This is a genomic window from Cryobacterium sp. RTC2.1 (assembly GCF_035018685.1).
GTDB classification, from domain to species: Bacteria; Actinomycetota; Actinomycetes; order Actinomycetales; family Microbacteriaceae; genus Cryobacterium; species Cryobacterium glucosi.
This window is the reverse complement of sequence record NZ_JASJXJ010000108.1, coordinates 1-13,716: the sequence shown is the minus strand read 5'-3', so window position 1 is coordinate 13,716 and position 13,716 is coordinate 1. Positions and strand designations below refer to the sequence as shown.

Annotated in this window: 6 protein-coding genes; 1 reads left to right on the top strand and 5 read right to left on the bottom strand. The window is 65.7% G+C overall.

Annotated features, from left to right (window positions below; all coding sequences use genetic code 11):
• The coding region (locus QN357_RS13270) for a chaplin family protein (protein ID WP_323504995.1) at positions 1–820 on the bottom strand (820 nt) is incomplete at its 3' end.
• Positions 821–909: 89 nt separating this feature from the next.
• Complete coding sequence (locus tag QN357_RS13265; protein ID WP_322136558.1) at positions 910–1,716, bottom strand: hypothetical protein; 807 nt, start codon at positions 1,714–1,716, stop codon at positions 910–912.
• Positions 1,717–2,201: 485 nt separating this feature from the next.
• On the opposite strand from QN357_RS13265, the gene QN357_RS13260 reads away from it, so the two are divergent.
• Positions 2,202–2,732, top strand: a complete 531-nt coding sequence (locus QN357_RS13260) for a hypothetical protein (protein WP_322136559.1) — start codon at positions 2,202–2,204, stop codon at positions 2,730–2,732.
• Between the two features lie 95 nt (positions 2,733–2,827).
• On the opposite strand, the gene QN357_RS13255 is transcribed toward QN357_RS13260, so the two are convergent.
• The 3 genes from QN357_RS13255 to rpoB all read right to left on the bottom strand — a co-directional run bounded on the left by QN357_RS13255 (position 2,828) and on the right by rpoB (position 13,375).
• On the bottom strand, positions 2,828–5,749 hold the full coding sequence (locus QN357_RS13255) for a putative bifunctional diguanylate cyclase/phosphodiesterase (protein ID WP_323504994.1): 2,922 nt from the start codon (positions 5,747–5,749) through the stop codon (positions 2,828–2,830).
• A gap of 175 nt (positions 5,750–5,924) precedes the next feature.
• Positions 5,925–9,836, bottom strand: a complete 3,912-nt coding sequence (locus QN357_RS13250; RefSeq protein ID WP_134449705.1) for a DNA-directed RNA polymerase subunit beta' — start codon at positions 9,834–9,836, stop codon at positions 5,925–5,927.
• Between the two features lie 47 nt (positions 9,837–9,883).
• Complete coding sequence (gene rpoB, locus QN357_RS13245; RefSeq protein ID WP_134449706.1) at positions 9,884–13,375, bottom strand: DNA-directed RNA polymerase subunit beta; 3,492 nt, start codon at positions 13,373–13,375, stop codon at positions 9,884–9,886.
• Positions 13,376–13,716 lie beyond the last annotated feature (341 nt).

Here is a 13,716-nt window from a genome sequence, read left to right as displayed (position 1 = left end):
ACGCCGTGGCATCCGAACCTGAGGTCACCGGGGCGGATCCTGCCGTGGGAGCGGAGGTCGTTCCCGCGCCAGACCCTGACGGAGCCGGCGAACCAGATGTCGCGCTGCTGTCACCGAGGATCGAGACGGAGTTACCGCCGACCGTCACCGGTGCAGCGACTTCAGGGACGACCTGCGTACCTGATGCGATGCCGTCCGCACCCGAGGTCACCCGGCCGGAGCCGGCCGCGGGAGCGGAGGCATCCGCCGTGCTCGCGGACGGTGTGCCCGTTGACGCCGAATCACCGATGACACTCACCGCGTTGCCCGATGCCGTGATCGGCACGTCGACGCTGGTGAGGCCCTGTGTGCCGCCGAGAAGGGAGTCGGTTCCTGTTGTCGTTGCCGGGGCCAGGGTGACCGCCGGGGCTGGGCCGGGGGCCGGTCCGGTCGACCCGGTCGAGGTCGAGTCGCCGAGCACCGAGATGGCGTTGCCGGACGCGGTCACCGGGGCCGCGACCGGGGCGACGACCTGGGTGCCGGAGGCGGTCCCGTCGGAGCTCGAGGTGGTTGCAGCGGCTGGCGCCGGTGTGGCTGCAGGAGCAGGAGCCGACGCGGAGGCAGCCGCAGGAGCCGGTGCCGTGCTGGCGGAGTCGCCCACGACGCTGATCGCGTTGCCGGAGACCTGGACAGGGGCCGTGGTGTCGGTGACGACCTGGGATCCCGAGAGGGTTCCGGAGTCGCCGCTGGTGTCTGCGGCGTGCGCCGCGGTCGTGCCGAGGAGCGAGAGCGCCCCGACGAAGAGGGTGCCGTAGAGCGCCCTGGACAGAGTGATGTTCACGATGGTTCTCCTTGAAAGTGTGAGTGAGCCGCGCGAGGGACGCGTGGCGGTGGTCCGCATGCCGTCGGGATAGCACGGCAGGGACCTACTCAGGCGGGAGAAGAACCGGGGTCGATGGAGAGGGAGGACGGCAGGGCGTCGTCCTCGAAAGTGAGACGGAGAGCCGCGACAGACGCGGCGCGTGTTGATCCGCACGTTGCGAGCAGAGATGCCGAACTGCCGCCGCCCGGTGCTGCGGCATCCGGAGTGGGCTGCGGCAGGTTAACGGGGTGCCCCGGCGTGCCGAGCGGGGCTCCGGTAGCGGATGCCGCGGCATCAAGTAGCGTCAGGCTCGCGACCGCGTCGGGGATACCGGCGGTGCCGCGCACAGAGGGCGGGAACGGATGCGCGCTCGGCGCGACGAAGACGGTCCCGGCCGGGACGACCGAGGTGATCACTGTGCGAGTCGCGAGGGTGGAAAGGTCTGAAACCGCGAGGGCGATCGTGGGCACGGCGACGGGCACGGCGACAGGAGAACCCGCCACATCGGGGATGCTGAGGTCCGGAATGCTGACGTCGGGTACTTCGGCAGCTACGGCGGCCAGAATCGGCGTCATGGCCGTCCCGACGGCTTCGGGCACGTCTGCGGACGCCGCGTCAATGGTTGCGGTGTCGACGCCAGGTGCGTCAGCCACGACGGAGACTGCAAAGGCAGGAACGCTGGCGACCAGCTCCGGGACGGAAGCGTTCAGGAGGCCGGGTGCGGCGGCATCCGTTGCAGGAGGCGCATCGGGGAGCAGATCGGTCGCCGACGCGGGATTCGCCCCGCCGCACAGGAACCAGGCGATGCCGAGCGCAACGGCGACGAGAGCGAGCCAGAGGGCGCGGGGAGCACGAAATGCCTCAGCATCATTCATCTCGTTCACCTCCGTCCTCAGTTGTGTACAAGGCCGACCGTAGGTGCACGGGGAGCTCGTGTCCACGAAACTGGTCAATACTGCCAGCTTCACCAGGACGGGCCTTGAGCGCCGGCCCCGCCTCACTTGGGGAATGTTGCATCACGCTGCAATTGGGATGGGCTGGCAAGGGTGCAAATCCCCCGGCCTGGGTCGGCCGAAACGGCCCGCGGATGAGCCAGCGAACGAGATTCGCAGTTCACAGGTTCAGGCGAGTCGACGGTCCCGCACCGTCCCGGGCGTGACGTCGTCCGACGAGAACCGCTGATCCGCCCCAATCTCGTTAAGGTTGGACGGGGCTTACGGGGGAAACGCATGGCAAAGAGTGCACAGGCGACAGAACCTCTCGCTTCACGAGTCCTGGGGAAGACAGACGAGCTGCACCTCGCGAGGGACGTCACGCGCCACCGTCCGCGACTACACCACAACTCGATGAGGATCCGGAGGTGAAACTCGGCACTCGCTCGATCGTCACCCTTGTCGCGGCCGTGACTATGGCAGCCGTGCTCACTGCTTGTTCCCCGCAGGCCGTCAGGGCCACTCCGGCGCCAACGCCGACGTCCTCAGGATCAGCGACCGGGGCATCAGCGACCGGGGCGAGCATCAGCCGCGAGGCCGCTGCCGCGCTCCTGAACGCCGTCCCCGGGCTGAGCGATGCCAGCATTGGTGAGGTCATCTCCGGCCTGTCGACCCTGGCGGTCATCGAGGTCTACGTCGATGACGACTCCGCGCTAGCGGCCCCCGGCGTGCTCGACTACGTCCTCAGGGTTGGCTGGGCGACCTCGTTCGACAGCCAGCCCGCCGAGCTGACCCTGACCGTGCGCAACCACGGCAGGACCCTCGACCTGCAGCCGCAGGCCAACCTGCTCGCCGGGGTCGAGTACCCGGCCCAGACCGGGGTGAACAGCGTCTACCTCGACAGTCCCGCATACCTGGGCACGTGGCCAGGCGCCGTCCCCACCCCGCCGGCCGCCTGAGCGCGGCCTTCCGGTGGCTAACTCAGGAAGATCGCGCGGCTGACCGCTACAGATTGCCGGACCGGTGCGGACGATCCTCCGTTGGCGCCCGTCGGTCAGCTGTCGAAGCTCACGACGGGCAGCGGTGACGGGTCCGGCCTGGAGAAGAGGTAGCCCTGCCCGTAGCGGCAGCCCATGGACCGGAGCAGGTCGCGTTGGCCTGCCGTCTCGATGCCCTCGGCGACGACGTCGAGTCCGAGCGAATCGGCAAGGCGCAGGATGCCCTCGACGATCGCCCGGTCGTGTTCGGAGCGTTCGAGGTCGCGCACGAAGGTGAGGTCGATCTTGAGCAGGTCGACGGTGAAGGCGCGGAGGTGCGTGAAGGAGGAATAGCCGGTGCCGAAGTCGTCGATCGCCAGTTTGACACCCAGTTCCCTCAGCTCCTGGAAGGTCCGGGCCGCGGAGTCGATCGCCTCGAGCACGGCGCTCTCCGTCAGTTCGATCCAGAGGCGCTCGGGAGGCAACCCGCTCTCCGCCAGCGCGCGTCTGACAACGACGCCGAAGTCGTCCTGCGCGAACTGTCGTGGAGAGACGTTGACGCTCACCGCGAGGCCGCCCTCGAGGGTCGCCGCCGCCCGGCAGGCCTGGCCGAGAACGGTCACGCCGATGCCCTTGATCAACCCGACTTCCTCGGCGATCGCGATGAACTCGCCCGGGTAGACGATGCCGCGCTCGGGGCGGCGCCATCGGGCGAGAGCCTCGGTGGCGACGACCGTGTTCTCCTGGAGATCGACGATCGGCTGGTACCAGGTCTCGATCTCGCCGAGCTCGACGGCGTCGCGGAGGGCGAGCTCGGTGTCCAGCCGCCGGTCGATGCGGCCGCGCAAGTCGTCGTCGAAGACCTCGTAGCGGGCCCGGCCCCGGCCCTTGGCCGAGTACATGGCCTGGTCTGCGTTGCGGAGTAGCGCCTCCGCGTCGTCGTGGCCGAGGCCGAAGGCGATGCCGATACTCGCGTCGACGGATGCGACGAGGTCGCCGATCCGGATCGGTTCGGCGATTGAGCGCTGCAGGTTGTGGGCCAGTGTGTGCACGTCCTCGCTGCTGTCGACGCCCGGACAGATGATCACGAATTCATCTCCGCCGATACGGGATACCGTATCGGTGGCCCGCGCCTGCTGCCGGAGCCGCACCCCGACCTCAGCCAGCACCGCGTCCCCGATGTGGTGGCCAAGGCTGTCGTTGACGAACTTGAACCGGTCCAGGTCGATGAACAGCACGGCCACGCCGTGCCCGTGCCGTGATGACTGCAACAGGGCCTGGTTGAGCCGGTCGAGAAGCAGCAGGCGATTGGGCAGGTTGGTCAGCGGGTCGTGGAACGCGAGGTGCTCCACTCGGGCCTCGGCGAGGCGGCGGGCGGTGATGTCCTCCACCTGGTACAGCAGCGCGCCAGCCTGCTCCCCCGCGGGGATCTCGGCGATACTCACCTTGACCCACGTCTCCTCGTCGTCGACCCGGAGCATCCGGCGGTCCATGCGCTGCCGCGTGGAGGGCCCGTCGAACACCTCCGACGTGCGAGCGCCGCGCGCTCCGGCATCGAGCGGCATGAAGATGGCCTCGATGTGCTGGCCGACGACAACGGATGCCGGCCCGGCGAGCTCGAACAGCCGCGGGTTGGCCGCCACCACCCTGCCGTCGAGATCCACGATCGCCGTGCCGAGCGGTGACGACGCGAACGCGGCCTCGAATCGTGCCCGCGCGGCCGAGACCGCCTGTTCTGCAGCGTGGAGCGCGGTCACGTCGGTGACCGTGGCCATGTGCCCGGTGACCTGACCGGCGTCCCGGATCGGCGCGGTGCTCACCTGTACCCAGTTGACCTGACCGCCCGGAGTGCGGAAGCGCATCATCGTCTCGTACGCTGCCCCGGCGGCAATCGCGGCAGCCCAGTCGCGTTGCACGCGTTCGGTATCGTCGGGGTGGATAGCTGTGGCCATACCGCCGCGCTGGAACTGAACCCTGGTGAGGCCGCTCAGGGCGCGCCACTGGTCGTTGGCGCTGAGAAGTCCGCCGGCCGCGTCCATCTGCACGATGCCCACCGGGGCGATCGCGACGAGCGTGTGCAACGTGTCTGCGATCTTCGCCAGCTCGCGGGTGCGCCTGTCCACCGCCGTCTCGAGGGTGTGGTTTGCCTCGTCCATCGCGACCATGGCGGCGTCGCGCTGCCGGTCGAGGTCGCGCAGCCTCCGGGCGGCCACCCAGCTCAGGCCGATGCCGACCACCGTCATCGTGGCGACCAGGAAGGCGACACCGAGCACCGTGTCGAACCAGCCCTGTCGCTGGCCCCAGAGTCGCAGCCACCCCAGCACGAAGGGGCCGAGCAGGAGGAGCGGAACGACGGGTCGGAGCAGCTGCCCTGAGCTACCCGGGTCGCGCAGCAATCCGACGAGGCCGTTGTTGGGCCGGGTGAGAAGGATCGAGACCGACTCGAACGCCACCGCGAGAGCGGTGATGAGAGCCATGCTCGTGTACCCGCCCACGGAGTAGAGCGAGGACGCCCCATAGGCGTAACCGAGCAATGCGAGCAGGCTCACAGTCAGCGAGCCTAAGGCGAGGCCGAGCATCCAGGACGCCCGCGGCAGCAGGCTCGCGCAGACGGCGATGCCCAGAAGGATCAGTGAAACGGCCGTCGCCGGCGCCATGCGCGGATCCTGACCGCCGAAGGCAATGCCGGGCAGCAGCCGGTCGACGCCGAGCGTCACGCCCAGAATGTCTTCGGCGAGGGTGAGGGCGCCGAGCAGAGCGACGGCGAGCCCCAGGACCAGTGCCACCCGACGCCGCTCGAGCAGGAACAGGGCCAGCGACAGCATGATGAGAGCCAGGGCCGGCGTCGGCTTCATCGACCAGGGGCCGGCGAATGGGGCCGGCAGGGTGCTCGCGCCGAGATACCAGCCTGCGAGTACGACGAGTCCCATCGCCCCGGTGACGGCCGCGCTGATGCGTGCCAGTAGTAATTGCATGCTGCCCTCGTGCTCGCGAGACACGGAAATACCTGCGCCCCCTCACAGGGTACCCGGCGCGGCCCAGCGCGTCACACCACCGCTTCCCTCGAGAACCGCCCTGCGCGCCGAGTGTCGTCGGCGCTCCGGCGACGGGGAGTTAACGACGGATGCCCCCCTCGCCGAGGCGAGAGGGGCATCCGTTGGTGAGGACTACACGCTACTTGTAGGTACCGGGCGTGAAGTCGTCGGACGAGAAGCTGTCGAAGTCGACGAAGCTCAGGTCACCCTCGTTGAACGCTGCATCATCGGTGAAGATGCGGTTCGGGTAACGCTCGGCCTTGGCCTCCTCCGTTGCCTCGACGGTGACGTCGCGGTAACGGGGCAGTCCGGTGCCGGCCGGGATCAGCTTTCCGATGATGACGTTCTCCTTGAGGCCCATCAGCGGGTCGCTCTTGCCTTCCATGGCCGCCTGGGTGAGAACCCGGGTGGTTTCCTGGAAGGAAGCGGCCGACAGCCAGGACTCGGTCGCCAGGGACGCCTTGGTGATACCCATGACTTCCTGACGAGCGGATGCCGTCTTCTTGCCCTCGGTGAGTGCCGCACGGTTGAGTTCGTTGTACTTCAACCGGTCGACGAGCTCGCCGGGGAGCAGGCCGGTGTCGCCGTGTTCGACGACGGTGACCTTGCGGAGCATCTGGCGGACGATGACCTCGATGTGCTTGTCGTGGATCGGCACACCCTGCGAACGGTAGACGTCCTGGACGCCACCGACGATGTGCTTCTGCACGGCCCGGACACCCTTGACGCGAAGAACTTCCTTCGGGTCGACGGCGCCGATGATGATCTGCGTGCCGAGCTCGACGTGCTGGCCATCCTCGACGAGGAGGGTGGAGCGCTTGAGCACCGGGTACGCGATCGGCTCGTCGCCGTTGTCGGGGGTCAGGATGACCTTCCGGCTGCGGTCGGTGTCCTCGATCGTGATGCGTCCGGCAGTGTCGACGATGGGCGACGCACCCTTGGGGGTACGTGCTTCGAAGAGCTCCTGGACGCGCGGCAGACCCTGGGTGATGTCGTCAGCGGACGCCGAACCACCGGTGTGGAAGGTACGCATGGTCAGCTGCGTGCCGGGCTCACCGATCGACTGTGCGGCGATGATGCCGACGGCCTCTCCGATGTCCACGAGCAGGCCGGTCGCGAGCGAACGGCCGTAGCAGACCGCACACACACCGACGGCAGACTCACACGTCAGCACGGAACGCACCTTGATGGTCTCGATGCCGGCCTCGACCAGCTTCTCGATCAGCACGTCTCCGACGTCGTCTCCGGCTTCGGCGACGACCTCGCCAGCGGCGTTGACCGCGGCTGCGGCCAGGCTGCGGGCGTAGACCGCGTTCTCCACGTTGGGGTGGCGAACCAGGTTACCGAGCGGGTCGACGATCGCGATCGGCAACTCGAGGCCCTTGGTCGTTCCACAGTTGTCTTCGCGGATGATGACATCCTGCGAGACGTCCACGAGACGACGGGTGAGGTACCCGGAGTCGGCGGTACGGAGGGCGGTGTCGGCCAGACCCTTACGGGCACCGTGAGTAGCAATGAAGTACTCGGCGACGGACAGGCCTTCGCGGTAGCTCGAGATGATCGGGCGAGGGATGATCTCACCCTTCGGGTTGTTCACGAGGCCTCGCATGCCGGCGATGTTACGCACCTGCAGCCAGTTACCACGAGCACCGGACGTGACCATGCGGTTGATGGTGTTGTCCTTCGGGAAGTTCTTCTGCATGGCCTCGGCGACGTCTTCCGTCGCCTTCGTCCAGATCTGAATGAGTTCCTGACGGCGCTCGAGGTCGGTCGTGAGACCCTTCTCGAACTGCGACTGCACCTTGGCGGCGAGCTTCTCGTAGCGAGCCACGATCTCGGGCTTGTCCGGCGGGGTGAGGATGTCGCTGAGCGCGACGGTCACACCGGACCGGGTGGCCCAGTAGAAACCGGCGTCCTTGACGCGGTCAAGCGTCGCGGCAACTTCCACCTTCGGGTACCGCTCGGCGAGGTCGTTGACGATCGCCGAGAGGCTGCCCTTGTCGGCCACCTTTTCGAAGTACGGGTAGTCGACCGGCATGGCCTCGTTGAAGATCGCGCGGCCGAGCGTGGTGTTCACCAGCACGGTACCGACGGCCTGGCCGTTGACGAGTTCCACGCCTTCCGGCTGGGTGCCCTCTTCGAAGTACTTGTCCGTCAGACGGATGCGTACCTTCGCGTTGAGGTCGAGGCCCTGGTTTTCGCCCTTTTTCTGGTCGAAGGCCAGGATCGCCTCGGCGATCGAGGAGAACGAGCGGCCTTCGCCGATCACGCCTTCCTTGAGCGTCGTGAGGTGGTGCAGACCGATGATCATGTCCTGGGTGGGCAGGGTCACCGGGCGGCCGTCGGACGGCTTCAGGATGTTGTTCGAGGCGAGCATCAGGATGCGCGCTTCGGCCTGGGCCTCCATGGACAGCGGCAGGTGCACTGCCATCTGGTCACCGTCGAAGTCGGCGTTGAACGCCGCACACACGAGCGGGTGCAGCTGGATGGCCTTACCCTCGACGAGCTGAGGCTCGAAGGCCTGGATGCCCAGGCGGTGCAGGGTGGGCGCACGGTTCAGCAGCACGGGGCGCTCGCGGATGATCTCCTCGAGCACGTCCCAGACCTGCGGGCGTGAACGTTCGACCATGCGCTTGGCGGCCTTGATGTTCTGAGCGTGGCTCAGGTCGATCAGGCGCTTGATCACAAACGGCTTGAACAGCTCGAGTGCCATCTGCTTGGGCAGACCACACTGGTGCAGCTTGAGCTGCGGGCCGACGACGATGACCGAACGGCCGGAGTAGTCGACGCGCTTGCCGAGGAGGTTCTGGCGGAAACGACCCTGCTTGCCCTTGAGCATGTCGCTCAGGGATTTGAGGGCACGGTTGCCAGTACCCGTGACGGGACGGCCGCGACGACCGTTGTCGAACAGTGCGTCGACAGCTTCCTGCAGCATCCGCTTCTCGTTGTTCACGATGATCTCGGGGGCACCGAGGTCAAGGAGGCGACGCAGGCGGTTGTTGCGGTTGATCACACGACGGTAGAGGTCGTTGAGGTCGCTCGTGGCGAAACGGCCACCGTCGAGCTGCACCATCGGGCGCAGTTCGGGCGGGATGACCGGGACGACGTCGAGCACCATCGCGGCCGGCGAGTTGCCGGTCATGATGAAGGCGTTGACCACGCGGAGACGCTTGATGGCGCGGATCTTCTTCTGACCCTTGCCCTCGGCGATCTGCAGGTGCAGGTTTTCGCTCTCGGTGACCAGGTCGAAGGCCAGCAGGCGCTTCTTGATGGCTTCGGCGCCCATGTAGGCCTCGAAGTACATGCCGAAACGGTCCTGGAGCTCGTGGAAGACGCTGTCCTCGGGCTTGAGGTCGCCGACCTTGAGGGTGCGGAAGTCTTCCCACACGCGCTCGAGGTGCGCGATCTGCTCGTCGAGGGACTTGCGGACCTGCCCCATTTCCTTCTCGGCGGCGTCCTTGGTGCGCTTCTTCTGGTCGCTCTTGGCGCCCTCGGCCTCAAGTGCGGCGAGGTCGGTTTCGAGGCGGACGAGGCGGTCGGCGATCCGGGAATCGCGCTGGCCTTCGAGGGTCTTGATCTCGAGGCGAAGCTCGTTCTCAAGGCCCGGCATGTCCTGGTGACGGCCGTCTTCGTCGACCGTGATGACCATGTACGCAGCGAAGTAGATGACCTTTTCGAGGTCCTTCGGTGCCATGTCCAGCAGGTAGCCGAGACGGGAGGGGACTCCCTTGAAGTACCAGATGTGGGTGACGGGGGCGGCGAGCTCGATGTGGCCCATCCGCTCACGACGCACCGACGACTTGGTGACCTCTACGCCACAACGCTCGCAGACGATGCCTTTGAAGCGAACTCGCTTGTACTTACCGCATGAGCATTCCCAGTCCCGGGACGGTCCGAAGATCTGCTCGCCGAACAGGCCGTCTTTTTCCGGCTTGAGCGTGCGGTAGTTGATGGTTTCGGGCTTCTTGACCTCACCGTGCGACCAGCGACGGATGTCGTCTGCGGTCGCCAGGCCAATTCGAAGCTCGTCAAACGTGGTTACGTCGAGCAATTTCTCTCCTTGAAGAGTGTTCGGAGTATTTGTCATTCTGCCCGGCCCTAGATGTCGTCGATCGAGGATGATTCGAAGCGGGTGGAAATGTTGATGCCGAGCTCTTCCGCAGCGCGGAACACCTCGTCATCCGTGTCGCGCAGGCTGACGGCGGTTCCGTCCGAGGACAGCACCTCGACGTTCAGGCACAGCGACTGCATTTCCTTGATGAGGACCTTGAAGCTCTCGGGGATGCCGGGCTCCTGGATGTTCTCACCCTTGACGATGGCCTCGTACACCTTGACGCGGCCGAGGATGTCGTCGCTCTTGATGGTCAGGAGCTCCTGCAGGGCGTACGCGGCACCGTATGCCTCGAGCGCCCAGACCTCCATCTCACCGAATCGCTGTCCACCGAACTGCGCCTTACCACCCAGCGGCTGCTGCGTGATCATGGAGTACGGACCGGTCGAACGAGCGTGGATCTTGTCGTCGACGAGGTGGTGCAGCTTCAGGATGTACATGTAGCCGACCGAGATCGGGTTCGGGAACGGCTCGCCGGAGCGGCCGTCGAACAGCTGCGTCTTTCCGGTGGAGTCGATCAGTCGCACGCCGTCGCGGGTCTTCGTCGTCGAGTCGAGGAGACCCTCGATCTCGATCTCGAACGCGCCGTCGAACACCGGGGTGGAGACCTTGGTGTTCGGTGCGGCGTGGTGCGCCTGCTCGGGCAGGTTGGCGGCCCACTTGGGCTTGCCTTCCACGTCCCAGCCCTGCTTCGCGATCCAGCCGAGGTGCGTTTCGAGCACCTGGCCGAAGTTCATGCGACCGGGGATACCGAGCGGGTTGAGGATGATGTCGACCGGGGTACCGTCTGCGAGGAACGGCATGTCCTCGATCGGCAGGATGCGGGAAATAACACCCTTGTTGCCGTGACGGCCGGCGAGCTTGTCACCCTCGGTGATCTTGCGCTTCTGGGCGATGAAGACGGCAACACGCTGGTTGACGCCAGAGCCGAGCTCGTCGTCGCCATCCTGCGAGTCGAACACCTTGACGCCGATGATCGTTCCGCGCTCACCGTGGGGCACCTTGAGCGAGGTGTCGCGAACTTCGCGGCTCTTCTCGTTGAAGATGGCGCGCAGCAGGCGTTCCTCGGCGGAAAGCTCGGTCTCGCCCTTCGGCGTGACCTTTCCGACCAGGATGTCGCCGGGGCGGACCTCGGCGCCGATGCGGATGATGCCACGCTCGTCCAGGTCTGCAAGCAGGTCCGGGGAGACGTTCGGCAGGTCGCGGGTGATCTCTTCCTTGCCGAGCTTGGTGTCGCGGGCGTCGACCTCGTATTCCTCGATGTGAATCGAGGAGAGGGTGTCGTCCTTGACCAGGTTCTGGCTCAGGATGATCGCGTCCTCGTAGTTGTAGCCTTCCCACGGCATGAATGCCACGAGGAGGTTCTTGCCGAGGGCGAGCTCTCCGTTGTCGGTGGCGGGACCGTCGGCGATGACCTCGCCGGCTTCGATCCGCTCACCTGCGGTGACCATGACGCGGTTGTTGTAGCTCGTGCCCTGGTTGGAGCGCGCGAACTTGCGCATGTAGTAGTCCTGCGTGCCACCCTCGTCAAGCTGGATGGTGACGACGTCGGCCGAAACCTCCATCACCACACCGGACTTGTCGGCGGTGATGACGTCGCCGGCGTCGATGGCCGCGAAGACCTCCATGCCGGTACCGACGAGCGGGCTGTCACTCATGAGGAGAGGAACGGCCTGGCGCTGCATGTTCGCACCCATGAGGGCGCGGTTCGCATCGTCGTGCTCGAGGAACGGGATGAGGGAGGTCGCGACGGACACCATCTGGCGCGGGGAGACATCCATGTAGCCGATGTCTTCTGCGGGGAAGAGGTCGACCTCGCCACCCTTCTTACGTGCGAGGACCCGGGGCTCGGCGAACCGGGCGTCCTTGGTCAGCGGCGCGTTGGCCTGGGCGACGATGAACTCGTCTTCTTCGCTCGCGGTCAGGTAGTCGATGGTCGTCGTGATGACGCCGTCGACGACACGACGGTACGGGGTCTCGATGAATCCGAAGGCGTTGATCCGCGCGAACGAGGCGAGCGAACCGATCAGGCCGATGTTCGGGCCTTCCGGGGTTTCAATCGGGCACATGCGGCCGTAGTGCGAGGGGTGAACGTCTCGCACCTCGACGCCGGCGCGGTCACGGGACAGACCACCCGGGCCGAGCGCGGACAAGCGGCGCTTGTGCGTGAGGCCGGCGAGCGGGTTGTTCTGGTCCATGAACTGCGACAGCTGGCTGGTTCCGAAGAACTCCTTGATCGCGGCGACGACGGGGCGCACGTTGATCAGGGTCTGCGGGGTGATCGCTTCGATGTCCTGCGTGGTCATGCGCTCGCGGACGACGCGCTCCATGCGGGACAGGCCGGTGCGGACCTGGTTCTGGATGAGCTCGCCGACGGCGCGGATACGACGGTTACCGAAGTGGTCGATATCGTCGATGTCGATGCGGATGTCGGTGGGGACGCCCTCACGGATGCCGGAGATCGTGGTCTGGTTGTCGTGAAGGGCAACCAGGTACTTGATCGTGGCGAGGATGTCCTCGAGGGTCAGCACGGAAGAGCTGAGCGGCGCTTCGATGCCGAGCTTGCGGTTGATCTTGTAACGACCAACCTTGGCCAGGTCGTAACGCTTGGAGTTGAAGAAGAAGTTGTCGAGGAGCGCGCGGGCTGCCTCTGCGGCGACCTGCTCTCCCGGGCGCAGCTTGCGGTAGATGTCCTTGAGGGCTTCTTCCTTGGTGAGGATGTTGTCCTTCTCAAGGGTGAGCTCGATGGACGCGAAGCCCTTGAACTCTTCGAGGATCTGCTCGCTCGTGAGGCCGAGTGCCTTGAGGAACACGGTCACGGACTGCTTGCGCTTGCGGTCGATGCGAACGCCGACCTGGTCACGCTTGTCGATCTCGAATTCGAGCCAGGCTCCACGGCTCGGGATGACGCGGGCGGAGTAGATGTCCTTGTCGGAGGTCTTCTCCTGCTCACGGTTGAAGTACACACCGGGCGAGCGCACGAGCTGTGAAACGACGACACGCTCGGTGCCGTTGATCACGAAGGTGCCCTTGGGGGTCATCAGCGGGAAGTCACCCATGAACACGGTCTGGGTCTTGATCTCACCGGTGAGGTGGTTCATGAACTCAGCGTTCACATAGAGGGGTGCGGAATAGGTCTTGCCCTTTTCCTTGCACTCGTCAATGGTGTACTTCTCAGGCTCGAGCTCGGGGTTGGTGAACGACAGCTGCATCGTTTCGCCGAGGTCCTCGATCGGGGAGATCTCTTCGAAGATCTCGTCGAGCCCGGTGCGGGTCGGGAGGTCCTGGCGACCTTGCGCCTGACCTTCTTCGACACGCTTCTTCCACTTGTCGTTTCCGACAAGCCAATCGAAGGACTCCGTCTGCAAGGCGAGCAGGTCCGGGACCGTCAGATTGTCTGTGATCTTTGCGAACGACAGACGCCCTGCAGCGCGGCCGTTCTTGGGTGAGTTGGTGGTTGCGTTGCGCGCAGCAGCCAAGGAAATAACCTCCGTAGACCCCGTCAGGTCTAGTCACTGTTAGTAATGAATTCCGAGTACGCTCCCCAGACCCTCAGTTTGATACGAGGTATGCCTCAAGGTGGCTTGAGCACGCAAAGCCGACCGCAATATGAAGGCATAGATTTGTCTGGGAGCGCAAAGATCAACTATAGGCTCTCTTTCCCCCTATGTCCACCCCAATCTTGACCTTCACCATTTTCTCAGGTATAACCCGCCGCATCCGCTCCCCCCGCCCCGCCGCCCACCTTCCGCGAGAGCGGAGAAATGGCCCTTTCGGCGCCGCTGAAGGGGCCTATTTCGTACTCTCGCGGAGTGGGGTG

Excerpts from the sequence above, each read along its gene's own strand:
- QN357_RS13265 (WP_322136558.1), bottom strand. The coding sequence starts at position 1,716 with ATGAATGATGCTGAGGCATTTCGTGCTCCCCGCGCCCTCTGGCTCGCT.